The sequence below is a fragment of the Aquabacterium sp. genome, assembly GCF_030652515.1.
Classification (GTDB): Bacteria; Pseudomonadota; Gammaproteobacteria; order Burkholderiales; family Burkholderiaceae_C; genus Aquabacterium.
Map to the genome: position 1 here is coordinate 1 of NZ_JAUSAR010000107.1, position 23,995 is coordinate 23,995.

The window sequence follows — 23,995 nt, forward strand, 5'->3', positions numbered from 1 at the left end:
AGTCTGTTGCGCGTGGGCGGCAGGGTCGTGACGGTGCTGGTGCTGGCTGCGGCCACCGGCGCGGCGGGTGGCTGGTTGGCCAGGCTGTGGAGCAGGCGCTCCAAGGTGGGCAGCAACTGCATCATCAACTGGCTGGACAAGAGTTCGCACTGGGCGCCGGCCTGTCCGGTTTCGGCCACCAGGTGCACCACCGGCAAAGCCGGGTTGCTCGCCAGCACCGTCGCCAAGCGCTTGCGCATCTCGGGATCGCTGTCGTCCACCAGGGCGATGTCTACCGTGGCCGAGGGCGTCCGCTCGGCCACACTGAACTCGTATTTGGCGCTCTTGAGGTGGGTGAGCACGATACCGATCACCCGCATGTCTCGCTGCTGTGAAGTGAACACCGCAACTTTGAGTTCCTGCTTTTTCATAATACCCTTCGGCGCTCAAATAACTGGCACACATGGCCCTGGATTCGAGTTTGCATTATTCAAACCGGGCGTGGCAGGTACCGCAGGCATGAAATCACACAGCTCACCGGTGTTGCACAAACCAACCTTCAGTTACATGAGTAATAAACTCGCGCACCTTTTTGGACGCAGCTAGACTGTTTTCAACCAAGGAGTTGTTGTGAAAGCAGTATTGAATAACCTGTGCAAAATCACCGCTTTGACGATGATATTCGCGAGTTACGGCCCAATCGCCCAGGCGGCCGACATACCCACACCATTGCACATTGAAAAAACCGTTGAAAAACTCACGAACCAGCTGAAACAACTTTGCCCACTGGCCGATCCCGCCAGCCAAAGCGCGTTTGACCAGTGCCGCCAGGCCCTGTTCACCGATTCGCTGCTCAAACAGGCCATGGTCAAACCGGTGGTTTTGTGGGGGCGCCAGAAAGACGCCGAATCACCCTTGAAAGAAACTCACCTGACCGAATTTGACCCCAGTATATTGACCGGCCTTTATATACCTTTGTTCATGTTTGACGGCAAATACAATATCACCTACGTCGCGCGTGAGAAATTATTCCTGGCCACCCTGGGGGTGGGTTTCAGAAACCGGCTGCAACCCGGTCAATTTCCATATCCATTCTGGCACGACGCCAATAAGTGGGAAATGTATGAAAATGCCCGCTCCCTTTACCTGTGGATGGATCCACGAACCGGTTTGATTCGTTTCGCCCAATTTTCAAACCGAGGCCATCAGGCCGAGGGCCACGTGGTGAACAAAGCCACCTTGCCGGCTTTCGATGGGAAATGGCTCTGGACCGATGCACAAGGCAAAACGCAACCCGCCGTCACCCTGTTCGATGGCCTGTACCGCGAAGACAACCCCTACAAGGCGCAATTGGACAAGTCTTACCGCGAGTTCGCCACCTCACTGCGCGATTCGCAGTGCCTGAACTGCCACGTGCCCAACAACCCGGAAAAGATGAAGCGCCTGGTGCTGCTGCAATCGCCCGCCCACGCCTCGGGCGAGATCCACCGGGTATTGAAATCGGTGCGCGAACGCAAGATGCCGCTGGACGAGCAAGGCATCGAGAAAACGCTCGACCCGGCCATGGAAAAAACACTGCTGGAAAAAGGCGGCGCCTTCGAGAAGTTCGTCGATGCCGCCATCGAATGGGAGCGCACGCAAGCGCCCCGCCCCATCAAGTAACCGAGGGCTCTGAAGATGCGCTGCGCTTCTTTGCTGATGGCCGTGTTGCTGGCCCTGCCCTGGTCGGCACAAGCCCAATTCGTGCGCCTGAACGACGCGGTGAAGTACCGCAAGGCGGCCTTCCAGGTGCTGAGCACGCATGTGCAACGCGCGGGGGCCATGGCCAAGGGCGAAGTCCCTTTTGACAAGCCCGCCGCCGAAACCAACGCCGCCCTCATCGAAATGCTGTCCCGGCAACTGGCCACGGCGTTCCCGCCGGGGTCGGACATGGCGCCCTCCAAGGCCAAGCCCGAGGTCTGGCAAGAGGTCGCCCAGTTCAAGACCCATAGCGACCAATGGCAAAGCGCGGCGGCCAAGCTGTCTGGCGCCGCCCGGTCCGGCGATGCGAACGCGTTCAAGACGGCCTTCAATGCCCTGGCCCAGACCTGCAAGTCCTGCCACGACAGCTACCGCAACCGCTGAGGAGCCCATCATGAAAACGATCAGGGTGTGGGACCTGCCCACGCGAGTCTTCCATTGGGCACTGGTGGTGATCATCGCGGGCGCGTTCATCACCCAGTACCTGGGCGGCACGGCCATGGACTGGCATTTCCGATTTGGCTACGCGGCCTTGGCACTGGTGCTGTTCCGCGTGGCGTGGGGCCTGATCGGCCCCCGGTATGCGCGCTTTGCCAGCTTCCTGCGCTCGCCCGCCACCATCGTGGCCTACCTGCGTGGTCGTGCGGGAGGGCAGCACTCGGGCCACAACCCGCTGGGCGGCCTGTCGGTGCTGGCCATGCTCGCGGTGATCCTGCTGCAGGCCGGTTCAGGCCTGTTCACCAACGATGACATCGCCAGCGAAGGCCCGCTGGCCCACCTCATCGACAAGGACCTGTCGGACCAGGTGAGCTGGCTGCACGCCCAGGTCACCAGCAAGCTCATCTATGGCTTGATCGGGCTGCATCTGCTGGCCATCGTCCTTCACCGCGTGCTCAAGAAGCGCGACCTGGTCACGCCCATGATCACGGGCGACCAGGTGGTGGAAGGCGACGCCCTGCCCGCCAATGACAGCGCCCCGGTGCGCACCGCCGCCCTGGTGCTCATGAGCGTGTGCGCCATGGGCGTCTACGGAGTGGCTCACTGGTGAGCTGACAAACTAGGGATGGCAGTCCCTACCCAGGCTCCTATGCTGAGGCCGATCGTTTCGCCCACTTTCAGCCTCACTCAGGAGCCCACCATGCCCGCACCCAAATGCTGCTTCGACCGCATCCTTCCCCGTGACCTGCTGCGCCCCCGCACGATGATGGCTGGCCCTGGCGGGCGCATGCGTGCCATCAACCCCAAGGGCAAGAGCTGGATGAACGGCTCGACACTGCAGGTGCGCTTCATGGGCGGCACCGCCTCGCAACAGGCCAAGGCGCGCGAGCAGGCCGCGTGGTGGTCCGACGTGTGCAACCTGAAGTTTGATTTCAACAACGCACCACAGGCCGACATCCGCATCACCTTCGACGACAACGACGGCGCCTGGTCCACCGTGGGCACCGATGCGCGCAGCGTGCCCTTCAACCAGGCCACCATGAACCTGGGCTTCCTGGACGGCGGCACCGTCGCGCACGAGTTCGGCCACGCCATCGGCCTGGCACACGAGCACTCCAGCCCGGCCGGTGGCATCCAGTGGAACGAAGCGGCCGTGCTGAAGGCCCTGGCCGGCCCGCCCAACTTCTGGGACGCCGAGACCACGCGCCACAACGTGTTCTTCAAGTACTCGGCCGATCAGATCAACGGCACGGCTTTTGATGCCGAATCGATCATGCTCTACGCCTTCCCGGCCGAGTGGACGACCAACGGTGTGGCCACGCACGCCAACGACGTGCTGTCATCCATGGACAAGGAGTTCGTGGCCGGGGCCAAGATGTACCCCAAGTCCAACCCGGGGCTGCCAGGTGCCACGGCCTTGACCGTGGGCGCGCCTCGCCTGCAGGCCAACATCGGCCAGGCTGGCGAAGAAGACCTGTTCCGCTTCCGGGCCGACACCGAAGGCGTCTACGTGATCGACACCCGCGGCCAGACCGACGTCTACCTCAAGCTCTTCGGCCCCCACAGCGCCACCGCCCTGATCGACGAGGACGACGACAGCGGCTACGGCCTGAACCCCCGCATCTCCACGCCCTTGCTGGCGGGCGACTACTTCGTGCAGGTGCGGCACTACGACCGCACAGCGGGCACGGGCAAGTACACCATCGGCGTGGTCAAGCGCTGACCACGCTGCCGCCCATCAACTCACAGCTTCGAGAAATCGGGCCGACGCTTTTCCATCACCGCGCTGATGGCTTCCTTGGCGGCCGGTCCGCGCAGCAGCTCGCCAAAGTGGCTGAACTCCTGCTTCATCACGGCCGACAAGCTGGGGTGCGCCTGCTTCATCAGCGCCTTGGTGATGCGCAGTGATTCAGCCGGTTTGGCCGCCAGTTTCAAGGCTTGGGCCTGGGCGTAGCCAGCCACCTCATGCGGCGGCAGGATGCGGTTGACCAGGCCCATGTCCACGGCCTCTTCGGCATAGAAGGCCTCGCCGAGCATCAGCTTTTCAGCCGCGCGCAGGTAGCCCACCTGTGCGGGCAGCAGCAGGCTGGCACCGGCTTCGGGGCACAGGCCCAGGTTCACGAAGGGCAGGCTGAAGGCCGCGTTGTCACCCGCGTAGACCAGGTCGCAGTGCAGCAGCAAGGTCGTGCCAATGCCCACGGCCGGGCCGCTGACGGCCGCCACCAAGGGCTTGGGAAAGGTGCGCAGGGCTTCCAGGAAACGGAACACCGGCATCGACTCCATCTGGTCGGCGGAGGGTGGGTTTTTCTTGAAATCGGCCAGGTCGTTGCCCGCCGTGAAGATCTGCTCGTGGCCCTGGATCACCACGGCGCGCACAGCGCTGTCGGTGGCGGCCTCGGTCAAGGCATCGGCCAATGAGGTGTACATCGCCGTGGTGATGGCGTTCTTCTTGTCCAGGCGGTTGAAGGTCAGCGTCAGCACGCCGGCTTCGACGTGGACCAGGATGGCTTGGGCTTCGGTCATGGGGTGTCTCCTAGTGTGAGAGAGGGGCAAGGGGTCAGTCGGCGATCCACGTCAGGGCCAAGGGCCACAGCGCAGTCGCCGATTGAGGTTTGAACAAACCGAAATGCCCCACGCGCTGGAGGCCATGCGATTGGGGACGCAGGGCTTCAAAGCGCGTTGGCGCATTGGGGTAAAGGCGGTACAGACGGCGGATGCCCTCGGGGCTGATCAGCTCGTCGTCTTCGATCAAGGTCGCGGTGATGGGCGTGCGCACCTGCGCATAGCGGGCACGCAACTCGTTGCCCTCGGCCCCGATGTAGTCGGGGTTCAGGCACCAGCGGCGCCATTGCCACATGGCTTGTTTGGGGATGGTGCCCAGCACGCCCAGGCGCTCACCCGGGAAGTGCCCGAACAAGGTCACGGCCACAGGCGCGATGAACCACCACAACACGTGCACCGAAAAGCGCAACTGCGGCGCGTTGTAGCGCCAGTAGCCACTGCCACTGGCCACCGTCACCATGCGGTCAAAATGCTCGCGGCCATCCAGCCAGCCAAAGATCTGGCCGCCCAGACTGTGGCCCAGGTAGGTGCGCGGCACGCCAGGCCAGCGCCGCAACAGCTCGGCCAAGGCGGCCGGGTGATCCTGCTTGACCCAATCAGTGATGCTGGCCACATAGCCTCGCAAGGACGCGGGCGCGGACTCGCCCATGCCCCTGCAATCAAAGGTCAGGACCGCGATGCCTTGCTGGGCCAGCCAGGTGGCAAACGGGCGGTAGAAAACTTGGGGCACGCCCATGGCCGATGACAGCAGCACGGCGCGCCGCACTTCGCCGTCCGGCTGATAGGCCCGCGCCACCACGGTGCGGCCATCGAGGGTGGTCAGGCGAAGTGTTTCTTCCAAAGCGATCTCCAAGAAAAAGCCCGCACGGTGGCGGGCTTTTTCAACAGGCGTCAACCGACGGTGAACCAGGAACGGATCACAGGCGTTCGATGATGCCCGCAGCACCTTGGCCGGTGCCGATGCACATCGTCACCATGCCGTACTTGCCGCCGGTGCGTTGCAGGCCATGAACCACCGTGGCTGCGCGGATGGCACCGGTGGCGCCCAGCGGGTGGCCCAGGGCGATCGCGCCGCCCATGGGGTTGACCTTGGCGCGGTCGAGCACGTGGCCCTTGGCGTCCAGGTCCTTCAGCACGGCCAGCGATTGCGCAGCAAAGGCTTCGTTCAGCTCGATCCAGTCCAGATCAGAAGCCTTCAAACCGGCGTACTTCAGTGCCAGGGGGATGGCTTCGATCGGGCCAATGCCCATGATCTCAGGCGGCACACCCTTGACGGCGAAGCTCACGAAACGGGCCAAAGGCTTCAAGCCGTACTTCTCACAGGCTTCCTTCGAAGCCAGGATCAGGCAGCCAGCGCCGTCAGACGTTTGCGAGCTGTTGCCAGCCGTGACGCTGCCTTTGGCGGCGAACACGGGGCGCAGCTTGGCCAGGCCTTCCAGGCTGGTGTCAGGGCGAGCACCTTCGTCTTGCGTGATCGTCTTCTTGGTGATCGTCACTTCGCCTGTTTCCAGGTTGGGTGTGCGCACTTCGATTTCGATAGGCGTGGTCTCGGCCTTGAAGAAGCCAGCTTGTTGAGCGGCCACGGCGCGGCGGTGGGATTCGACCGCGAAAGCGTCTTGCTCCTCGCGGGTCACCTTCCACTGCTCGGCGACCTTTTCAGCGGTCATGCCCATGCCGTAGGCGATGCCCACGTTCTCGTCGTTGTTGACGATCTCGGGGTTGAAGGACGGCTTGTTGCCGCCCATCGGCACCATCGACATCGACTCGACACCACCAGCGATCATGACCTCGGCCTCACCCACGCGGATGCGGTCGGCGGCCATGGACACGGCGGTGATGCCAGCGGCGCAGAAACGGTTGACGGTGGCACCGGCCACGGTCTTGGGCAAGCCCGACAGCAGCACGGCGATCTTGGCCACGTTCATGCCTTGCTCGGCCTCGGGCATCGCGCAGCCAATGATGGCGTCTTCGATGGCAGCAGGGTCGAGCGTGGGCACTTGCGACAGCGCGCTCTTGATCACGGCCACCAGCAGGTCGTCCGGACGGGTGTTCTTGAACACGCCACGACCAGACTTGCCGATCGGGGTGCGGGTGGCGGCGACGATGTAGGCGTCACGAAGTTGAGTCATTTGGATGCTCCGATCGATCAGTTGCGGACGGGCTTGCCGGTGGACAGCATGCCCATGATGCGCTCTTGCGTCTTGGGGTTGTCCAGCAGCGAGCAGAAGTGCTTGCGCTCCAGGGCGTGCAGGTATTCCTCGGTCACCAGGGTGCCGTAATCGACGTCGCCGCCGGTCAGGACATCGGCGATGGCCGAGCTGATCAGGTAGTCGTGGGCGCTGATGAAGCCACCGTCACGCATGTTGATCAGCGAGGATTGCAGCGTGGCCTTGACGTTGCGGCCAGCGACCGGGAAGGTGCGCTTGGCCGGGGCACGGTAGCCCGACTCGAACATGGCCTTGACCTGGGCGATCGCCACGTACAGCAGTTCGTCCTTGTTGGGGACGATCACGTCGCCGTCGATCAGGTAACCGAACTTCTTGGCTTCGACCGCCGAGGTGGCCACCTTGGCCATCGCGGCAGCCTGGAAGGCTTCCTTGATGAAACCGATCAGGTCGCCACCGATCTGGCCGGACACGCCCTTGGACGGCTCCAGCAGTTCGGCCGCGCGGCGGGCCAGGTAAGCCAGGCCACCGCCGCCAGGGATCAGACCCACGCCGACTTCAACCAGACCCACATAGCTTTCCATGGCAGCGACGCGCTTGGAGGCGTGCACGGCCAGCTCGCAACCACCGCCCAGGGCCAGGCCATGCATGGCCGCCACGGAAGGCACGTTGCTGTAGCGCAGGCTCAGCATGAAGTCTTGCAGCTCCTTCTCGAACGGGGCAATGGCCTTGCCGCCGCCGGACATGAAGGCAGGCATCATGGATTGCAGGTCAGCACCGGCCGAGAACGGGCCGTCTTGCGACCAGATCACCAGGCCCTTGTAGCTGTCTTCAGCCAGCTTCAAACCCTTGGCCAGGCCAGCGGTGACTTCGGCCGAGATGGTGTGCATCTTGGACTTGATCGAGGCGATGACCACTTCGTCGTCCAGCGTCCACAGGCGGATCGCGGCGTCTTCATGCAGCGTCTTGCCAGCGGTGTCGGCCGAGACCACGCCCGAACCCAGCACGTCTTCGCGGAAGAACTGGCGGTCGTACACGGGCAGCTTGCGCTGGGCCACGTAGGTCTTCTTGGCGGGGCTCCACGAACCTTCGGGCGTGTGCACGCCGTCACGGCCGTCGAACACCCAGGCGGGCAGCGGCGTCTTGGTGATGGCCTTGCCGGCTTCGATGTCGGCATTGATCCATTCGGCCACTTGCTTCCAGCCGGCTTCTTGCCAGATCTCGAAGGGGCCTTGCTTCATGCCATAGCCCCAGCGCAGGGCCAGGTCCACGTCGCGGCAGGTGTCGGCGATGCTTTCACCGGACACGGCAGCGTAGTGGAAGCCGTTGCGCAGCATGGCCCACAGGAACTGGGCTTGCGGGTTACTCGACTCGCGCAGGGCCTTCAGGCGCTCGGCGGCGGGCTTGCGCAGGATGTCGGTGACTTCCTTGTCGGCCTTGTTGCCAGCGGGCACGTACTCGCCGGTCTTCACGTCGAATTGCGTGATGACCTTGCCGTCCTTCTTGAAGAAGCCGGCCTTGGTCTTCTGGCCAAAGTTGCCCTTGTCCAGCAGCGCTTGCACATCGGCAGGCGTGGCGAAGGCGGCCGCGAAAGGATCAGCCGCGCAACCCACTTGCAGGGTCTTGATCACGTGGGCCATCGTGTCGATGCCAACCACGTCGCAGGTGCGGTAGGTGCCCGAAGAGGCACGGCCCATGCGCTTGCCGGTCAGGTCGTCGACGATGTCGTAGCCCAGGCCGAAGTTCTTCACTTCGATCATGGTGAACAACAGGCCGGCCACGCCCACGCGGTTGGCGATGAAGTTGGGGCTGTCTTCGCAGCGCACGACGCCCTTGCCCACGGCGGTGGTGACAAAAGCTTCGAGCTGGTCGACCACCACGGCATTGGTGTACGAGGTCGGGATCAGCTCGACCAGGTACATGTAGCGCGGGGGGTTGAAGAAGTGGATGCCCAGGAAGCGCGAACGCAGCTGTTCGGGCAACACATTGGCCATGGCCGTGATCGACAGGCCCGACGTGTTGGTGGCCAGGATCGCGTGGTCATTGACGAAAGGTGCGATCTTCTTGTACAGATCTTCCTTCCAGTCCAGGCGCTCGGCGATGGCTTCGATGATCAGGTCGCAACCGCGCAGCTCTTCGAGGTGCTCTTCGTAGTTGGCTTGCTGGATCAGGACGGCATCGTCGGTCACGCCCAGGGGCGAGGGCTTCAGCTTCTTCAGGCCTTCGACGGCCTTGGTGACGATCCCGTTCTTGGGGCCTTCCTTGGCGGGCAGGTCGAACAGCACGACCGGCACCTTGCAATTGACCAGATGGGCGGCGATCTGCGCACCCATCACGCCGGCGCCGAGCACGGCGACCTTGCGGACATTGAATCGACTCATTGTTCTCTCCTAGCGGAACACTCTGTGGATGTGGAGATGGTGATGAGGAAGCGGCGTGAAAACCCCGCCTCCCCGCAAAGCCCGTTGATTAGAACAGGGCTTCGTCCATTTCCGTCAGGGGCTTCAGACCGGCCTTGGCGGTGATCATCAGGGTTTCGACTTCAGGCAGCAGCTTGGCGAAGTAGAAGCGGGCCGTGGCCAGCTTGGCGATGTAGAACTTGTCGCCAGAGCTTTGCTTTTCCAACGCGATCTTGGCCATGCGGGCGAAGAAGTACGAGTACACCAGGTGACCGACCACGCGCAGGTAGTCGACCGCAGCGGCGCCGACTTCGTCGGGGTTCTGCATGGCCTTCATGCCGATTTCCATCGTGAAGCCCTGCACCTTTTCGCCCAGAGCCGCCAGGGGCTTGGTGAACTCTTGCATGGCTTCGTTGTCGGCGTTTTCCTTGACGAAACGGCCCACGATCTTGCCGAACTTGGTCAGCTTGGCGCCACCGTCGCCCAGCACCTTGCGGCCCAACAAGTCCAGCGACTGGATGGTGTTGGTGCCTTCGTAGATCATGTTGATGCGGGCGTCGCGCACGAACTGCTCCATGCCCCACTCGTGGATAAAGCCGTGGCCGCCATACACCTGCTGGCAGTGCACCGTCGCGGCGAAGGCGTTGTCGGTGATGAAAGACTTCACGATCGGGGTCAGCAGGGCCACGATGTCGTCCGATTCCTTGCGGACGGCTTCATCGGGGTGGTTGTGCGACTTGTCCAGCTCGATGGCGGTGTAGTACACCAGGGCACGGGCGCCTTCGGCGTACGCACGGGCGGTCAGCAGCATCTTGCGCACATCGGGGTGCACGATGATGGGGTCGGCGGCCAGGTCAGGGCGCTTGGGGCCCGACAGGGCACGCATTTGCACGCGGTCCTTGGCGTACACCACGGCGTTTTCATAGGCGACTTGCGTCAGGCCCAGGGACTGGTTGCCCACGCCCAGGCGGGCGCCGTTCATCATCACGAACATGGCAGGCAGACCGCGGTGGGGCTTGCCCACCAAGGTGCCGTTGGCGTTTTCCAGAACGATCTGGGCCGTGGCGTTGCCATGGATGCCCATCTTGTGTTCCAGGCCACCGCAGTAGATGCCGTTGCGCGAACCGATCGAGCCATCAGCGTTCACGTTGAACTTGGGCACCACGAACAGCGAGATGCCCTTCGAGCCTTCAGGGGCGTCGGGCAAGCGGGCCAGCACCAGGTGGACGATGTTCTCGGCCATGTCGTGTTCACCAGCCGAGATGAAGATCTTGGCGCCCGTGATCTTGTAGCTGCCGTCGGCTTGGGGTTCGGCCTTGGTGCGCAGCAGGCCCAGGTCGGTCCCGCAATGAGGTTCGGTCAGGCACATGGTGCCGGTCCACTGGCCACTGGTCAGCTTGGGCAGGTACAGGGCCTTTTGCTCAGGCGTGCCGTGGGCTTCCAGGGCAGCGTGCGCGCCATGGCTCAGGCCGGGGTACATGGTCCAGGCCTGGTTGGCCGAGTTCATCATTTCGTAGACAGCCTGGTTCACCAGCTGAGGCATGCCTTGGCCGCCCCACTCCGGATCGGCGCTCAGGCCGGACCAGCCGTTTTCGGTGTAGGTCTTGTAGGCTTCCTTGAAGCCGTCGGCGGTCTTGACTTCGTGCGTGGTCTTGTCCAGCACGCAGCCTTGCACGTCGCCCACCAGGTTCAGCGGGGCCAGCACCTTGGAAGCGAACTTGCCGCCTTCTTCCAGCACGGCATTGACCGTGTCGGCATCCAGATCGGCGTAAGCGGGGATCTTCTTCAATTCATCAACCGCGCCCAGCAGCTCATGAATCACGAACTGCATGTCGCGCAGTGGGGGGTTGTAAGTAGGCATCGTGGAGCTCCTCGGTCACAAAAACACGGTTAATGAGAAAGACCTGATCACACTTGTGGTGTCGGTGATTACAGGGTGGGACGGGTCAAACGGCTGCCAGGGGTGCCGAAGCCAACCCGGCTTTGGCAGCGTCAGACGCCACCATTCCAGACGGTGTCGATGGCGCGCCCAGTGCATAGAACTGGACAACGCGCTCGAACGCCGCGCGGGCCCGATCCTCTGCCCCTTGCGAGCGCAGAAAACGCGCATCGTGGTGGAGCGACAGGATCAGACCATGGATCTCGAACAACATTTGCATCGGGTCGGTGTCTTCGCGCAGATGGCCCATGTCCATGGCCATGCGGATGGCGCGCCCCAGGGCACCGTGCCAGGTCAGCACCATGCCAGCCAGGGCATCGCGCACCGGGCCGGGGCGGTCGTCGAATTCGACCGCGCCACTGATGTAGATGCAACCCGAATCGATCTCGGTGGCGACCATGGCCACCCAGCGCTCGAACATGGCGCGCAGGCGAGGCAGGCCGCGTGGCTCGCGGATGGCGGGCAGGAAGACCTCGGCGGAAAAGCGCTCGTGGTATTCACGGATGACGGAGATCTGAAGTTCTTCGCGCGAGCCAAAGTGGGCGAACACGCCCGACTTGCTCATGCCGGTGACTTCGGCCAAGGCGCCAATCGACAAGCCCTCGATGCCCATTTGCGAGGCCAGGTTCAGCGCGGCTTCCAGGATGGTGGCACGGGTTTGCTGGCCCTTGGCCACGCCCTGGCTGACCCGCCCACGCTCACGCGCCGCTTCGGCGGTCTGTTTGGCGTCAAGGGGCAGGGATTCAGACAAGGCGGCTCCCGGGGAATAAAACGAACGATCGTGCTATTTTGCAGAAAACCGAGCGGTATGTGTGCGTTCCATTCAACTTTTTTTGCGGATTTTTAGACAATCGATCCGTTCAGATCACATGCAGGCCGGGTCCACCCTTGGTTTTAAGGTCGTTTAGACACGGTTCTGTCGCCAAAGTGTCGTGATCTTTGCGCAGAGTGTTGAGAATGTCATACAAGGTGATCTATCCTGTAGGCGGCAATCCCCCCTTTGGAGACTTTGTGGAGAGGCTGTATGGACGTGCTGCAACTTGACGTGTCAGGCCGTCCGCAGGCTTGGCTGTCGGCCAAGGAAGCGGCGGTTTTATATGCCAGTGACGGTGTCGCGTGGACACTGGGCGAGCCTTGCATGGTCTTGCGCGGCGGCGTGCAGCGGCGCACCGGCTTGCAGTCGCGGCTGGAGCTGCACCCGATCATCGCGGTGCACGGCAGCGTCCCCAGCCGGGCCTGGCGCCAGGAGCCGGCCTTGTCCAACCCCAAGTTGTTCACCCGCGACCGCCAGGTCTGCGCTTATTGCGGCCACCGCTTTCAACTGGATGACCTGACCCGCGAGCACATCGTGCCCACCTCGCGCGGCGGCATCGACTCCTGGAAGAACTGCATCACCGCCTGCCGCAACTGCAATGGCCGCAAGGGCAACCGCACCTTGAACGAGCTGGGCTGGCAACTCTATTACCTGCCGTACGTGCCCAGCCTGCACGAAGACATGATCCTGCGCGGGCGCCGCATCCTGGCCGACCAGATGGAATTTTTGCTGGCCAGCGTGCCAGCGCACAGCCGATTGCGGGCCTGACCCTAAACCAAGGGCCGCTGCGGTGGCCGCCCGTCGCCATACAAATCGGCCAGGCGTGCCAGGGCCTTCACATCGCGCATGTACAGCCGCCCATCGGCAATGCGGTGCAGGCCGCGCCGCTCCAGTTTGCGCAGGGTCTTGTTGGTGTGCACCAGCGACAGGCCCAGGCCGTCGGCGATGTGCTGCTGCGTCAACGGAAAGCGCACGCCATCGGCCCCCCCATCGGATTGAAGCGCTGCGGCGCGTTTGAAGAGCAGGATCAGCAACATGGCGATGCGCTCCTCGGCGCTGCGGCGACCCACCGACAGCAAAGTGTCATCGACCAAAGACTCTTCGTGGGCGGTCAGCCAGGTGATGTTGAAGCCCATCGAGGGCGAGCGCCTGTGCAACTCCCACAGCGCGTCGCGCTGAAAAACACAGAAGATGGCATCGGTCAGGGTGTCGACCCCATGGGCCGCCGCGTCACCCATCTTCTGCTGCACCCCGATGAAATCACCCGGCAGTAAAAATGTGAGGATCTGGCGGCGACCGTCGCTCAAGGTCTTGTAGCGAAAGGCCCACCCATCCAGCAGGGTGTAAAGCGGCGCATCGGTCTGCCCTTCGTGGATCAGCGTCTCATCGGCCTTCAGGCTGACCTCGCGCTTTTTCAAGGACTGGACCAACGCATGCTCCTCGGAGGTCTGCTCAATGAAGAGCGGCAAGGGCCTCAGAGGGCAAGTGGCGCACGGCACGTCAGGCATGTGAGTTCATCCGGTTGAACATGTCAAATGACACAACGATCAATGGACACTGTGCCTACATTGTCACGAATGTTTCAATGAACCGCCCACGGAGCGGGCCCAGATGACCCCAATTTCGATCGAGTCCGCATTGCATGCCCACGGCGACCGCGTCGAGGCAGGCGATTGGGACCTCCTGTTTCGCGCCGTTCAGACCAGGCTGAGGCAGGCCGCCGACAGCATGGCCGACCGCCTGCCCATCCAGGATTGCCTGGTGGAATGCCTGGATGCCTTTGAGCAACTGCGTGCCACGGCCCTGCGCGAATGGCACCGGCCTGCGCCAACACCCGGCAGCACCAGCCTGGAGCGCCACGCCGCCTTGCACGACAGCCTCACCTCGCTGCCCAATCGCGGCTTCTTCCGCACCCTGCTGGACCACGCCCTGGCCCACATTCAGGCCGAACGCAGTGCACTGGCCGTGCTGTACCTGGACCTGGATGGCTTCAGGGCGATCAACCAGGCCCATGGCCAGGCCATCGGCGATGAGCTGCTCAAGCTGGTGGGCGCGCGGATCAGCCGGGCCGTGCGCGCCGGTGACATGGTGAGCCGCCTGGGCGATGACGACTTCGCCTGCCTGCCCGCCGACCCGATGGACGCGGCCCAACTGAGCCGCCTGGCGCGCAAGCTGTTCGACGCCGTGTCGGTGCCGTTCAGGATCGGCACACTGGAGATCACCGTGCGCCCCAGCATCGGCATTGCCATCAGCCCGGCCCATGGCGCCACCACCCAAGTTCTGCTGGAGCGGGCGGAAGACGCCATGTACCGGGCCAAGGAAAGCAAGTCCGGATTTGCCTTCTTTGATTGACCTGCCCGGCCATCACACCCCGAACAGGGCCTCCCTGGCCGACTGCGTGATCGCCACCACGCAGGGGTGCGTGATCCGCCGCTCCACCGAAATGGCGTAGAACTCCTCCACCAGCTCAGAGGTGCGCCCCAGCACCTCCACCCCATGCTGGGCGCAGGTTTCATCTTCCAGCACCGTCGGCGCCATGAACACGCCACGCCCTTCGCCGCCAAATGCCTTCATCAGCGCGGCGTCGTCAAACTCGCCGATGGGACGCGGGTGCAACTGGTGCTCCGCCAGCCAGACATCCAGCCGTTGTCGCATCGCGGACGCCGCCCCTTGCAGCAGCATCGGCGCGCCATCCAGGCACTGCGGAAAAGCGCGCCCACCCAGTTCCAGCTTTGATTTCAACACTGGCGTGGCGAAGAAACTCATGGCCGTCGTGCCCAGCGCATGGCTGAAGGCCTTGACGCTGACCTGCTTGCCCATGGGCTCATCGGCGATCACCAGGTCCAGCCGGTGCACCGCGATCTGGCCCAACAGGTTGTGAAAATCGCCTTCATGGCAGATCAGCCGCACAGGTTCGGCCAGCCCCAGGGCGGGTTCCAGCAAGCGGTAGGCAATGGCCTTGGGCACCGAATCGGAAATGCCCACGCGAAAATCCAGCACGGTTTGCCCGCTGCGCACCTTGCCCACCGCCGCTTCCAGCTGGGTACCCAGGGCAAAGATCTGGTCGGCATAGCCCAATGCCACCCGGCCTTCCTTGGTTAATTCAAGCCGCCGCCCCACCTTCTGGAACAAGGCGCAACCTAGCTGGGCTTCCAGCAACTTGATCTGCCCGGACAGGGTTTGCGGCGTGGTGTGCAGTTGCTCGCCCGCCTTCATGACCCCGCCGGATTTGGCGGTCGCCCAGAAGTAATAAAGGTGCTTGAAATTCATTGACTGCGGCTTTCTCGAAGTGAAGCTTCAGAAAATTCGACTTTACGCGAAGTGTTGGCTCCGTTAGATTCAAGGCTCGCTCAACTTTGACCAAATCGTGGACTTCCTGCTCGACCCCAACATCTGGATCGCTTTTGCGATGCTCACCGCCCTCGAAATCGTCCTGGGCGTGGACAACATCATCTTCATCTCCATCCTGGTGGGGCGTTTGCCGCCCGAGCAGCGTGACAAGGCACGGCGCCTTGGCCTGGGCTTCGCGATGTTCTCCCGCCTGGCCTTGCTGTTCTCGCTGAGCTGGGTCATGGGCCTGACGGCCGAACTGTTCAATGTGGCAGGCAACAGCATCAGCGGGCGCGACCTGGTGTTGCTGTTCGGTGGCTTGTTCCTGCTCTACAAGGCCTCGCACGAGATTTTTGTCGAGGTGGAAGCCCGTGAACAAGATGGTCCCCCACCAACCGACACCGTCGCACTGGCCAAGGCCGGCAAGAAATTGATGTGGGGCATCATCGGACAAATCGCTGTGATCGACATCGTGTTCTCGCTGGACTCGGTCATCACGGCAGTCGGTATGGTCGACGAGATCGGTGTGATGGTGGCGGCTGTGGTCTGCGCCGTTGGCGTGATGATGATCGCAGCCAAGCCCATCGGCGATTTCGTTGACCGCCATCCTTCGGTCAAGGTGCTGGCCCTGGCTTTCCTGGTGATGGTGGGCATGGCGCTGACCGCCGAAGCTTTCGATGCGCACGTGCCCAAGGGTTACCTGTATGCTGCCATGGCCTTCTCGCTGGGGGTTGAAGCCCTGAACATCCGTGCCCGCAACAAACGCATGCTGGCCAAGTCGGCCGCCTGATCTGTCCCACCACTTCTTTTGTTTTTGACTGGAGGTTCACCATGAATCAATCGCTTCAAACCATCGACCAGGTCTATGGCACCTCGGTCGCCCAACGCAACCGCGTGTTGCGCAACACCTATGCCCTGCTGGCGCTGTCGATGATCCCGACGGTGCTGGGTGCCTGGCTGGGCGTGGCCTCGGGCATCGCCAGCATGATGACGCCCGGCGTGGGCGCGATCGTGTTCCTGGCCGGTGCTTTCGGCTTCATGTTCGCCATCGAGAAGACAAAGAACTCGTCGGCCGGTGTGCCCGTGCTGCTGGCCTTCACCTTCTTCATGGGCCTGATGCTGGCGCGCCTGATCGGCACCGTGCTGGGCCTGGCCAACGGCGCCAGCCTGGTGATGACGGCGTTTGCCGGCACCGGCGCAATCTTCCTGGGCATGGCCTCCTTGTCCACGATCATCAAGCGTGACCTGACCTCGATGGGCAAGTTCCTGTTCATCGGCATGATCATGCTGCTGGTGGCTGGCATCGCCAACATCTTCATCCAGTCCAGCGCCTTGATGATCACGCTGTCGGTGATCTCGATCGGCATCTTCTCGGCCTTCATCCTGCACGACCTCAAGCGCGTGCAAGACGGCTATGAAACCAACTACATCACGGCCACGCTGGGTGTCTACCTGAGCATCTACAACGTGTTCCAGTCGCTGCTGGCACTGTTGGGCATCTTTGGTGGCCGCGACGAATAAGCAAGTCACGCCATCAAGCACAAGCCGGGGCCTGCCCCGGCTTTTTTCATGGGCGCCTGGCCAGGCCCGAAAAGCAGCTCTCGATCAACCACGCGATGATCTGTTCATGCGCATGGCCACCGGCCTTGAGCACGCCCAGCACCGGGTCGCAGGCGCGGGCGAACAGCGTGTACAGGATCACCTCGGGGGGCAGGTTCTGGCTGAGCTGGCCGTCGGCCTGGGCCTGCACGATCCATTCACCCAGCTTTTCGCTCACGGCCATCAGCAGGTTCATGTAGTCGGCATCGGCCATCAGCTCGGCGCGCAGGCTGGAGTTTTGCGCGGGCAAAGAGGGCATCTCACCCGCCAGTTGCACTTCCATGGTCCAGCGCGCCACGGCCTTCAGGCGCTCGACCGGGTCGGTGGGGCCGGGCGGTTGTTCCAGCTCGGTCAGGTAATCCATCGAACGACGCAGGATGCGGTTCATGGCGGCGGCGGCCAGCGCTTCTTTCGAGGTGAAGTGCTTGTACAGGCTGGCCTTGGCGATGCCCACATCCGCGGCCACCTCGTCCATGGTCATCAGATCGAAGCCCTTGTCGGCCAGCAAGCGGTTGACCGAGGCCACGATGGCCTCTTCGCGCGCCTTGAGCACCTGCTGCTTGAACGAGACTTTGGGATTGGCCATGCCGCTGATTGTAGGCAGGCTCAGACTTTGCGCGGCCCGGGCACGCCCCGGTCGATGACGTAGCGGGCTTGCGTGTGCAGGCGCGAGTCGGCGCGCACCGGGTGGGGCGTGGCTCGAAACTCGCACGCCACCTGCTGCGGCGTCACGTCCAGCAGCACGAAACCACGTTCATCACTGCGCAGGTGCAGCAGGTCCGGGTTGACCGCTTTCATCCACTGCGAGATGAGTTCGCTCAGGCCCGGGCTGCTGATGGACGAGGTGACGATTTCGCTGGCCACGACGGGCGATTGCAGGTCGGAAGGTTGCAATCGCAGGTTGGCCGCCACGTGGCGGTGCACATCGCCCCCCAGGCAGACCACATCGGGCACGCGCGGCTGGGCGATGGCGGCCATCAGGCGCTCGCGCGCGGCGGGGAAGGCGTCCCAGCCATCGCCATACAAGAGTTTGCCAAAGCGGCCGGTCAACCCGGAAGGACTGATCTGCGTGCTTTGGACGATGAACTTCCAGGCCCGCGTGCTGGAGGCCAGGCCCTCGGCCAGCCAGAACTCCTGGTCCTGGCCCAGCATGCTGCGCTCGGGCTTGAGGGCATCGGGGCAGCGCCACAGCATGCGCCCATTGCGCGGGCCACGCCAGGTGCTGCACACATGTTCGCTGCGGAACTGGCGCGTGTCCAGGGTCCACAACTCGGCCAACTGGCCCCACTCGTAGCGGTCGTGCATGCGCATGCTGGCGGCCACGGGTGCACGTTTGGGCGAGATCGGCAGGTGCTCGAAGTAGGCCTGGTAAGCGGCCGTTCGCAGCTTGACGAACTGGGCCTGCTTCAGGGCGTCGTCCGGTTCGGTCAGGCCCGCGTAATCATTGAGCACATCGTGGTCATCCCACACCATCAACCATGGGTGCGCGGCATGGCAGGCGCGCAGGTCCGCCTCCTGGCGGTAAGCGGCATGGTGCAGGCGGTAGTGCCCCACAGTGAACTTGGCCTTGCTGCGCGGAAACTGGTGCGAATGCTGGCGCACGCGCAGGTAGCCCGGCAACTGGTTCTCATAGAAGTAGTCGCCCACGAACAGCACCAGGTCCACATCGCTGGCGGCGATGTCGCGGTGCACGCTGAAGTACCCGGCCTCGAAGTGCTGACACGAAGCCAGCGCGATGCGCAAACGCGGGGTGGCGTCACGTGAATCAGGGGCGGTGCGGGTGCGGCCAATCGTGCTGACCTGGCCTGCCACCTGGAAGCGGTAAAAGTATTCGCGCCCTGGCAGCAAACCCGACACTTCGACATGGACGCTGTGCGCGCGCGCTGGCTCGGCCAGCTCCGAGCCTTGGCGGACGATGTGGTCAAAGCGGGAATCGCTGGCCACTTCCCAGTGCACGGCCACGGACTGCGGGGGCATGCCGCCATCGGCTTGGTCAGGCTTGGGGGCCAGGCGGGTCCACAGCACCACCGAGGTGGGCCGGGGCTCGCCACTGGCCACGCCCAAGGTGAAAACCTCGGCACTTTCGCGCCAGTTGTCCAGCGTGGGGGCCTGCGCCCGCGCCAGCGGCGAGAACATCTGCTGCCAGGCCAGTGCTGCGGCGGTTCGACTGAGGTGGCGTAGGAGTTCTCGACGTTGCATGAAGCTCGTGATTATGCGGTGGCTTGGGGGCACAATGAGCCGTCGATTGCCTCAGGAGTTTTGTCCATGCCCACACGCCCGACCAGTCCCGATCCCAGCAATGCATCCGGCGGCGATGCCGCCTCGGCTTTTGGCGGGCTGGGGGCCGGCATGGCCTTCTTCCAGGATTGGATGAAAGCCGCGGGCAGCGCGCTGCCCAACCTGCAGGCAGCCCAAGGCGTGGGTGGCAAAAGCGCCACACCCTGGAGCCTGCCCACGCTCGATCCGGAAGAGCTGGACAAGCGCATCCAGGACCTGAAAACCGTGCAGTTCTGGCTGGAGCAGAACTCGCGCCTGATCGGCATGACGATCCAGGGCCTGGAAGTGCAGCGCATGACCTTGACCACGCTGCGTGGCATGAACGTGTCGATGGACGCCGTGCGCGAATCGCTGAAGGCGCGCACCGCCTCGCCCGCCCCTGAAGCCCCTGCGGCAGAACCCGAGCCCGGACCGACCGCACCGCCCACCACGGCCAGCGCCGATGACGAGTCGGCCGACCAGCCCGCCGTGAACCCGCTGCGCTGGTGGGACACCCTGACGCAGCAGTTCAGCAACCTGGCCAACCAGGCCGTGCAGGTGGCCCAGGCCAGCGCGCAAGGCATGGAGGCCGCGGCCAGTGCGCCGTCAGCGGCCCCCCCAGAACCTGCCTCACCACCCAAGGCCCGCAAGGCCACGGGCACCGGAAAAGTGGCGGCCAAAACCGCAGCACGGCCCACCCGCAAGACCTCCGCCGCCAGCGTTCGCCAGCGATCGACAGACAGTGGCTCATCTGACTGATCACCCGCCATGCCTCACACCTCCACCCTGACCATGGCGCCGCGCTTTTTGCACGCGCACGCCACGCATCCGCAGGCGGACCTGGCCTTGTCGCTGGTGTGGGCACAGTTGGAGTCGCAAGGGGCCGCCACCATGGGGGCCACGCTGGGTTGGTGTTACCTGACCGACGCGCTGGCACCGCAGGCCGAGGCCATCCTGCACGGCCTGCGTGAGCGGCTGCCCGGTGTGGCCTGGGTGGGCGGCGTGGGCATGGGGGTGTTGGCCAGCGGGGTCGAATACATCGACGAACCGGCCCTGGCGGTGATGGTGTCCACCTTGCCCAGCGAGGACTTTCGGGTGTACTCGGGCCAACAACCCTTGCCCGCCCTGCCCCGCGTTGGTTTGACGGCGCTGTCGATGTCGTCCGGCGTGGGCTTCGTGCCGCACGTGGCGCAGGTGCACGCCGACGCTCACACGCCAGACCTGCAAGAGCTGATCACGGAGCTGGCAGGCCGAACCCGAACTGGCTACCTGTTCGGCGGCTTGAGCACCGGGCGCACGCGCAGCGTTCACCTGGCACTGGACCCTCTGGCCGAGCATGGCGAGCAAGCGCAGGGCGTGTGGTCGGGCGGGGTCTCGGGCGTGGCGTTTTCAGACCGTGTGCACCTGGTGTCGCGCGTGACCCAGGGCTGCCAACCCATTGGTCAAGCACGCCAGATCACCGCCGCCGAGCGCAATGTGGTCTACGAACTGGACGGCGAACCCGCCTTGAGTTGCCTGCTGCGCGACCTGAACCTGACCGCTTCGGTGACGGCCAATGGCCTGCCGCGCGAAGCCCTGCCCAAGGTGCGGGCCACGCTGGTGGGCCTGACCGACGCGGCCAGCGACCTGCTGGAACACCGCAACAGCTTTGGCGCCGACACCCGCGTGCGCCACCTGGTGGGCCTGGACCCGCAGCGCCAAGGCGTGGCCGTGAGCGACCTGGTCGAAGTGGGCATGCAACTGGCGTTTTGCCAGCGCAACGTGACTGCCGCGCGGCGCGACCTGGTGCGCGCCTGCGCCGAGATCCGCGAAGAGTTCGACCCGCAAGACGGCCCCAGCCGCACGCCGGCTGGCGCCATCTACATCAGCTGCGCGGGCCGGGGTGGGCCGCATTTTGGCGGCCCCGACGCCGAGATGCAGATCATCCGGCACGCGCTGGGCGACATCCCCCTGGTGGGCATGTTCGCGGGCGGCGAGATCGCCCGCCATCACCTGTACGGTTACACCGGTGTCCTGACCGTCTGGGCCTGAGCCCCGACTCCCCCATCAGGTGGCCCCCTTTTGGGTTCCCCACCCAAGGGGATAGGCACCGAGAGGCCCCCCGAGCACACTTCTTCCTGTCGGCCGCGCTGGGCCAGTCAATCCACAGGATGTCGCCATGATTGCTCGCGTTTACACCAAGACCCAACCCATCCCCTTCAACACCAAGTCCCTGTCGGACGACGCCCAGCCCGAACAGCGCACGGCCGTGCCGTTGGCCACCGTGTCGTGGGCCCGCCCGGCGCTGGGCACGCACAAGATCACCACCACCGTGCGTCGCACGGCCTTGAGCAGCAGCCACGCGGCCGAACCTGCAGCGCGCCCCACGACTGCACACTCATCCATCACCCACAATGCACCCGCCCCCACGCCACGCCGCACCACGCAGCTGAGCGCCAAATACCTGGGTGGCGGCAACCTGAGCGTGCGCTCGTCGGTCACCGGCCGGCACTACCGCTTTGAAGGCCACGGCGCCACCTTGGCCATCGACAGCCGCGACCAGCTCATGCTGGGCCGCATCGCGGAGCTGCTGATCGCCTGAGTGCCTTACAGTGGGGCGATGGACACCCAACGCACCCAACGCCAGCGCGACGTGGTCGCCGCCCTGCACCGCGTGCTGCCCGCGCGCAGCGTGCTCTGGCACGACGAAGCCGTCGCCCCTTTTGAATGTGATGGCCTGAGCGCCTACCGCCAACGCCCACTGGCCGTGGCCATGCCCGAAACCCACGAAGAAGTGGGCGCCGTGCTGAAAGCCTGCCATGCCTTGCAGGTGCCCGTGGTGGCACGCGGCGCGGGCACCGGCCTGTCGGGTGGGGCTTTGCCTGACGCCCTGGGCGTGACGCTGTCGCTGGCCCGACTGACCAGCATCGTTCAGATCGACCCGCTGGCGCGCACCGCCATCGTCCAGTGCGGCGTGCGCAACCTGGCGATCAGCGAAGCGGCCGCGCCCCACGGCCTGTACTACGCCCCCGACCCCAGCAGCCAGATCGCCTGCACCATTGGCGGCAACGTGGCCGAGAACGCAGGCGGCGTGCATTGCCTGAAATACGGCCTGACGGTGCACAACGTGCTGCGCGTGCGCGGCTTCACCGTGGAAGGCGAGTTATTGGAATTGGGCAGCGAGGCGCTGGATTGCGCCGGGCTGGACCTGTTGGCCGCCTTCATCGGCAGCGAAGGCCTGCTGGGCGTGGCCACCGAAGTGACCGTGCGCCTGCTGCCCAAACCCCAGGTGGCCTGTTGCCTGCTGGCCAGCTTCGACGAGGTCGGCAAGGCCGGTGACGCCGTGGCCGCCATCATCGGCGCCGGCCTGATCCCCGCTGGACTGGAGATGATGGACGGCCCCATGACGGTGGCCGTGGAAGACTTCGTGCGCGCGGGCTACGATCTGAGCGCCGCGGCCATCCTGCTGGTCGAAAGCGATGGCACCCAGGAAGAAGTGGACGAAGAGATCGCGCGCCTGACCGCCGTGCTGCAGTACGCGGGCGCCACCCGCATCGACTGCAGCCAGGATGAAGCGCAACGCCTGCGCTTCTGGAGCGGCCGCAAAAACGCCTTCCCTGCCACGGGCCGCATCAGCCCCGACTACCTGTGCATGGACGCGTCGATCCCGCGCCGTTGCCTGGCCGAGATGCTGCACGCCATCGGCGCCATGGCCATCACCCATGGCTTGCGCTGCGTCAACGTCTTCCACGCGGGCGATGGCAACCTGCACCCCTTGATCCTGTTCGATGCCAACAACCCCGATCAGCTGAAACGCGCTGAGGCGTTTGGCAACGACATCCTGTGCACGGCGGTGAGGCTGGGCGGCACCATCACGGGCGAACACGGCGTCGGCGTTGAAAAGCTGGATGCCATGTGCACGCAGTTCAGCGACGCCGAACGGGGGCAGATGCTGGCCTTAAAGGCCGCGTTTGATCCCAAGGGCCTGCTCAACCCGGGCAAGGCGATCCCGATGCTGGCGCGCTGTGGCGAGCTGCGCGGCGTGGTCAAGTCCAGCGCCTTGAACATCGCCTTGAGCGACCTGCCCCGCCTTTGACCTCAGCTGCGGCGAGCTTGGTAGAGCATGTCCAGCGTGATGTGCCGCACCTCCAGCTTGCTCTGCTCGATGTGCGCGCGCATCAGGCGCTGGGCTTCGTCGCTGCGGCGTTGCGTGATGGCGCGGATGATGCGCGCGTGCTCCTGGTAGGTGGCTTCCACACGGGCGGGCTTGGTGAAGTCCAGGCGGCGGATGATACGGATGCGCTCGGTGATGTCGTCGTGCACGCGCGCCATCTCGGCATTGCCGGTGGCGTGCACCAGCGATGAGTGAAAGGCCTCATCCAGCATGTCGACCATGCTGGTCACCGGGTGGCGCTCATCGGCCTTGACCAGCCAGGTGTCGGCCAAGGTTTTGAGGATGGGCCGGTCTTCGGCCTCGCACAGCTTGACCACCGCGTGGGTTTCCATCAGCACGCGGAAATCGTACAACTGGTCAAAAACTTCGAAGTTGAGCGGCTCGACCTGCCAGCCGCTTTTGGGGAACACCTGCAAAAAGCCTTCACTTTGCAAGCGCTGCAAAGCCTGGCGCAAGGGCGTGCGGCTGACCTGCACACGGCCCGCCATGTCGCTTTCCGAAAAACGATCACCCGGCAGCAGCACGAAGTCGAAGATGAGTTGCTTGATCTGCGCGTACGCCCGTTCAGCCAGTGTCGCGGGCGACGAGGTGTTGAAGGGCGGCGCGATCAGGCTCACGGTG

General features: G+C 64.1%; 23 protein-coding genes and 1 pseudogene. 12 read left to right on the forward strand and 12 right to left on the reverse strand.

Annotated features, from left to right (window positions below; genetic code table 11):
- Positions 1 to 359, reverse strand: a pseudogene (locus tag Q7V20_RS12550) (hypothetical protein); the annotation flags it as partial.
- A gap of 250 nt (positions 360 to 609) precedes the next feature.
- On the opposite strand from Q7V20_RS12550, the gene Q7V20_RS12555 reads away from it, so the two are divergent.
- The 4 genes from Q7V20_RS12555 to Q7V20_RS12570 all read left to right on the forward strand — a co-directional run bounded on the left by Q7V20_RS12555 (position 610) and on the right by Q7V20_RS12570 (position 3,880).
- Positions 610 to 1,641 carry a hypothetical protein gene (locus Q7V20_RS12555; RefSeq protein WP_304791408.1) on the forward strand — a complete coding sequence of 344 codons (1,032 nt, stop codon included), beginning with the start codon at positions 610 to 612 and terminating at the stop codon, positions 1,639 to 1,641.
- Positions 1,642 to 1,656: 15 nt separating this feature from the next.
- Positions 1,657 to 2,103 carry a cytochrome c gene (locus Q7V20_RS12560; RefSeq protein WP_304791410.1) on the forward strand — a complete coding sequence of 149 codons (447 nt, stop codon included), beginning with the start codon at positions 1,657 to 1,659 and terminating at the stop codon, positions 2,101 to 2,103.
- A gap of 10 nt (positions 2,104 to 2,113) precedes the next feature.
- Positions 2,114 to 2,767 carry a cytochrome b/b6 domain-containing protein gene (locus Q7V20_RS12565; protein WP_304791413.1) on the forward strand — a complete coding sequence of 218 codons (654 nt, stop codon included), beginning with the start codon at positions 2,114 to 2,116 and terminating at the stop codon, positions 2,765 to 2,767.
- A 90-nt stretch (positions 2,768 to 2,857) separates the two neighbouring features.
- Positions 2,858 to 3,880, forward strand: a complete 1,023-nt coding sequence (locus Q7V20_RS12570; protein ID WP_304791416.1) for a M12 family metallopeptidase — start codon at positions 2,858 to 2,860, stop codon at positions 3,878 to 3,880.
- Positions 3,881 to 3,900: 20 nt separating this feature from the next.
- Here Q7V20_RS12570 and Q7V20_RS12575 read toward each other — a convergent pair whose 3' ends face one another.
- From Q7V20_RS12575 to Q7V20_RS12600, 6 genes are all read right to left on the reverse strand, one after another.
- Positions 3,901 to 4,680, reverse strand: coding sequence for an enoyl-CoA hydratase (locus Q7V20_RS12575; protein ID WP_304791419.1), 780 nt, complete (start codon positions 4,678 to 4,680; stop codon positions 3,901 to 3,903).
- A gap of 34 nt (positions 4,681 to 4,714) precedes the next feature.
- Positions 4,715 to 5,560: an alpha/beta fold hydrolase gene (locus Q7V20_RS12580; protein WP_304791421.1), complete on the reverse strand. Its 846-nt coding sequence runs from the start codon at positions 5,558 to 5,560 to the stop codon at positions 4,715 to 4,717.
- Positions 5,561 to 5,636: 76 nt separating this feature from the next.
- On the reverse strand, positions 5,637 to 6,848 hold the full coding sequence (locus Q7V20_RS12585) for an acetyl-CoA C-acyltransferase (protein WP_304791424.1): 1,212 nt from the start codon (positions 6,846 to 6,848) through the stop codon (positions 5,637 to 5,639).
- 17 nt (positions 6,849 to 6,865) lie between these two features.
- Complete coding sequence (locus Q7V20_RS12590) at positions 6,866 to 9,265, reverse strand: 3-hydroxyacyl-CoA dehydrogenase/enoyl-CoA hydratase family protein (protein WP_304791427.1); 2,400 nt, start codon at positions 9,263 to 9,265, stop codon at positions 6,866 to 6,868.
- Between the two features lie 88 nt (positions 9,266 to 9,353).
- A complete protein-coding gene (locus tag Q7V20_RS12595; RefSeq protein ID WP_304791430.1) occupies positions 9,354 to 11,144 on the reverse strand; it encodes an acyl-CoA dehydrogenase C-terminal domain-containing protein in 1,791 nt (596 codons plus the stop codon).
- Positions 11,145 to 11,229: 85 nt separating this feature from the next.
- Positions 11,230 to 11,898 carry a TetR/AcrR family transcriptional regulator gene (locus Q7V20_RS12600; protein WP_304791596.1) on the reverse strand — a complete coding sequence of 223 codons (669 nt, stop codon included), beginning with the start codon at positions 11,896 to 11,898 and terminating at the stop codon, positions 11,230 to 11,232.
- Between the two features lie 348 nt (positions 11,899 to 12,246).
- Between Q7V20_RS12600 and Q7V20_RS12605 the strand changes: the two genes are divergently transcribed.
- Positions 12,247 to 12,804 carry an HNH endonuclease gene (locus Q7V20_RS12605; protein WP_304791432.1) on the forward strand — a complete coding sequence of 186 codons (558 nt, stop codon included), beginning with the start codon at positions 12,247 to 12,249 and terminating at the stop codon, positions 12,802 to 12,804.
- A gap of 2 nt (positions 12,805 to 12,806) precedes the next feature.
- Here the strand turns inward: Q7V20_RS12605 and Q7V20_RS12610 are convergent, their stop codons facing one another.
- Positions 12,807 to 13,544, reverse strand: coding sequence for a Crp/Fnr family transcriptional regulator (locus Q7V20_RS12610; RefSeq protein ID WP_304791435.1), 738 nt, complete (start codon positions 13,542 to 13,544; stop codon positions 12,807 to 12,809).
- A 103-nt stretch (positions 13,545 to 13,647) separates the two neighbouring features.
- Between Q7V20_RS12610 and Q7V20_RS12615 the strand changes: the two genes are divergently transcribed.
- Entirely contained in the window at positions 13,648 to 14,388 is a 741-nt protein-coding gene (locus tag Q7V20_RS12615; protein WP_304791438.1) for a GGDEF domain-containing protein, read from the forward strand.
- Positions 14,389 to 14,400: 12 nt separating this feature from the next.
- Here Q7V20_RS12615 and nhaR read toward each other — a convergent pair whose 3' ends face one another.
- Positions 14,401 to 15,306 carry a transcriptional activator NhaR gene (gene nhaR / locus Q7V20_RS12620; RefSeq protein WP_304791441.1) on the reverse strand — a complete coding sequence of 302 codons (906 nt, stop codon included), beginning with the start codon at positions 15,304 to 15,306 and terminating at the stop codon, positions 14,401 to 14,403.
- 139 nt (positions 15,307 to 15,445) lie between these two features.
- On the opposite strand from nhaR, the gene Q7V20_RS12625 reads away from it, so the two are divergent.
- Entirely contained in the window at positions 15,446 to 16,156 is a 711-nt protein-coding gene (locus Q7V20_RS12625) for a TerC family protein (RefSeq protein ID WP_370652463.1), read from the forward strand.
- A gap of 41 nt (positions 16,157 to 16,197) precedes the next feature.
- Positions 16,198 to 16,887 carry a Bax inhibitor-1 family protein gene (locus Q7V20_RS12630; protein ID WP_304791444.1) on the forward strand — a complete coding sequence of 230 codons (690 nt, stop codon included), beginning with the start codon at positions 16,198 to 16,200 and terminating at the stop codon, positions 16,885 to 16,887.
- A 46-nt stretch (positions 16,888 to 16,933) separates the two neighbouring features.
- Here Q7V20_RS12630 and Q7V20_RS12635 read toward each other — a convergent pair whose 3' ends face one another.
- Positions 16,934 to 17,551, reverse strand: coding sequence for a TetR/AcrR family transcriptional regulator (locus tag Q7V20_RS12635; RefSeq protein WP_304791447.1), 618 nt, complete (start codon positions 17,549 to 17,551; stop codon positions 16,934 to 16,936).
- Between the two features lie 20 nt (positions 17,552 to 17,571).
- The gene (locus Q7V20_RS12640; RefSeq protein ID WP_304791450.1) at positions 17,572 to 19,164 is read right to left on the reverse strand and encodes an alkaline phosphatase; all 1,593 of its coding nucleotides are present in this window, start codon (positions 19,162 to 19,164) and stop codon (positions 17,572 to 17,574) included.
- A gap of 66 nt (positions 19,165 to 19,230) precedes the next feature.
- Between Q7V20_RS12640 and Q7V20_RS12645 the strand changes: the two genes are divergently transcribed.
- The 4 genes from Q7V20_RS12645 (at position 19,231) to Q7V20_RS12660 (ending at position 23,296) form a co-directional block, all read left to right on the forward strand.
- Positions 19,231 to 19,980 (forward strand): PhaM family polyhydroxyalkanoate granule multifunctional regulatory protein, encoded by a 750-nt coding sequence (locus Q7V20_RS12645; protein WP_304791453.1) that lies wholly within the window; start codon positions 19,231 to 19,233, stop codon positions 19,978 to 19,980.
- 9 nt (positions 19,981 to 19,989) lie between these two features.
- Positions 19,990 to 21,252, forward strand: coding sequence for an FIST N-terminal domain-containing protein (locus tag Q7V20_RS12650; protein WP_304791455.1), 1,263 nt, complete (start codon positions 19,990 to 19,992; stop codon positions 21,250 to 21,252).
- 127 nt (positions 21,253 to 21,379) lie between these two features.
- Positions 21,380 to 21,802: a hypothetical protein gene (locus Q7V20_RS12655; protein ID WP_304791458.1), complete on the forward strand. Its 423-nt coding sequence runs from the start codon at positions 21,380 to 21,382 to the stop codon at positions 21,800 to 21,802.
- Positions 21,803 to 21,820: 18 nt separating this feature from the next.
- Positions 21,821 to 23,296 carry an FAD-linked oxidase C-terminal domain-containing protein gene (locus tag Q7V20_RS12660; protein ID WP_304791461.1) on the forward strand — a complete coding sequence of 492 codons (1,476 nt, stop codon included), beginning with the start codon at positions 21,821 to 21,823 and terminating at the stop codon, positions 23,294 to 23,296.
- A 2-nt stretch (positions 23,297 to 23,298) separates the two neighbouring features.
- Here Q7V20_RS12660 and Q7V20_RS12665 read toward each other — a convergent pair whose 3' ends face one another.
- Positions 23,299 to 23,991, reverse strand: a complete 693-nt coding sequence (locus Q7V20_RS12665) for a GntR family transcriptional regulator (protein ID WP_304791464.1) — start codon at positions 23,989 to 23,991, stop codon at positions 23,299 to 23,301.
- Between the last annotated feature and the right edge of the window lie 4 nt (positions 23,992 to 23,995).

Coding starts and splice junctions, on each gene's coding strand:
- Q7V20_RS12575 (WP_304791419.1), bottom strand. CDS start 4,680: ATGACCGAAGCCCAAGCCATCCTGGTCCACGTCGAAGCCGGCGTGCTG.
- Q7V20_RS12625 (WP_370652463.1), top strand. CDS start 15,446: ATGCTCACCGCCCTCGAAATCGTCCTGGGCGTGGACAACATCATCTTC.
- Q7V20_RS12650 (WP_304791455.1), top strand. CDS start 19,990: ATGCCTCACACCTCCACCCTGACCATGGCGCCGCGCTTTTTGCACGCG.
- Q7V20_RS12560 (WP_304791410.1), top strand. CDS start 1,657: ATGCGCTGCGCTTCTTTGCTGATGGCCGTGTTGCTGGCCCTGCCCTGG.
- Q7V20_RS12590 (WP_304791427.1), bottom strand. CDS start 9,265: ATGAGTCGATTCAATGTCCGCAAGGTCGCCGTGCTCGGCGCCGGCGTG.
- Q7V20_RS12565 (WP_304791413.1), top strand. CDS start 2,114: ATGAAAACGATCAGGGTGTGGGACCTGCCCACGCGAGTCTTCCATTGG.
- Q7V20_RS12610 (WP_304791435.1), bottom strand. CDS start 13,544: ATGCCTGACGTGCCGTGCGCCACTTGCCCTCTGAGGCCCTTGCCGCTC.
- Q7V20_RS12595 (WP_304791430.1), bottom strand. CDS start 11,144: ATGCCTACTTACAACCCCCCACTGCGCGACATGCAGTTCGTGATTCAT.
- Q7V20_RS12635 (WP_304791447.1), bottom strand. CDS start 17,551: ATGGCCAATCCCAAAGTCTCGTTCAAGCAGCAGGTGCTCAAGGCGCGC.
- Q7V20_RS12585 (WP_304791424.1), bottom strand. CDS start 6,848: ATGACTCAACTTCGTGACGCCTACATCGTCGCCGCCACCCGCACCCCG.
- Q7V20_RS12630 (WP_304791444.1), top strand. CDS start 16,198: ATGAATCAATCGCTTCAAACCATCGACCAGGTCTATGGCACCTCGGTC.
- Q7V20_RS12655 (WP_304791458.1), top strand. CDS start 21,380: ATGATTGCTCGCGTTTACACCAAGACCCAACCCATCCCCTTCAACACC.
- Q7V20_RS12605 (WP_304791432.1), top strand. CDS start 12,247: ATGGACGTGCTGCAACTTGACGTGTCAGGCCGTCCGCAGGCTTGGCTG.
- Q7V20_RS12615 (WP_304791438.1), top strand. CDS start 13,648: ATGACCCCAATTTCGATCGAGTCCGCATTGCATGCCCACGGCGACCGC.
- Q7V20_RS12570 (WP_304791416.1), top strand. CDS start 2,858: ATGCCCGCACCCAAATGCTGCTTCGACCGCATCCTTCCCCGTGACCTG.
- Q7V20_RS12640 (WP_304791450.1), bottom strand. CDS start 19,164: ATGCAACGTCGAGAACTCCTACGCCACCTCAGTCGAACCGCCGCAGCA.
- Q7V20_RS12645 (WP_304791453.1), top strand. CDS start 19,231: ATGCCCACACGCCCGACCAGTCCCGATCCCAGCAATGCATCCGGCGGC.
- Q7V20_RS12660 (WP_304791461.1), top strand. CDS start 21,821: ATGGACACCCAACGCACCCAACGCCAGCGCGACGTGGTCGCCGCCCTG.
- nhaR (WP_304791441.1), bottom strand. CDS start 15,306: ATGAATTTCAAGCACCTTTATTACTTCTGGGCGACCGCCAAATCCGGC.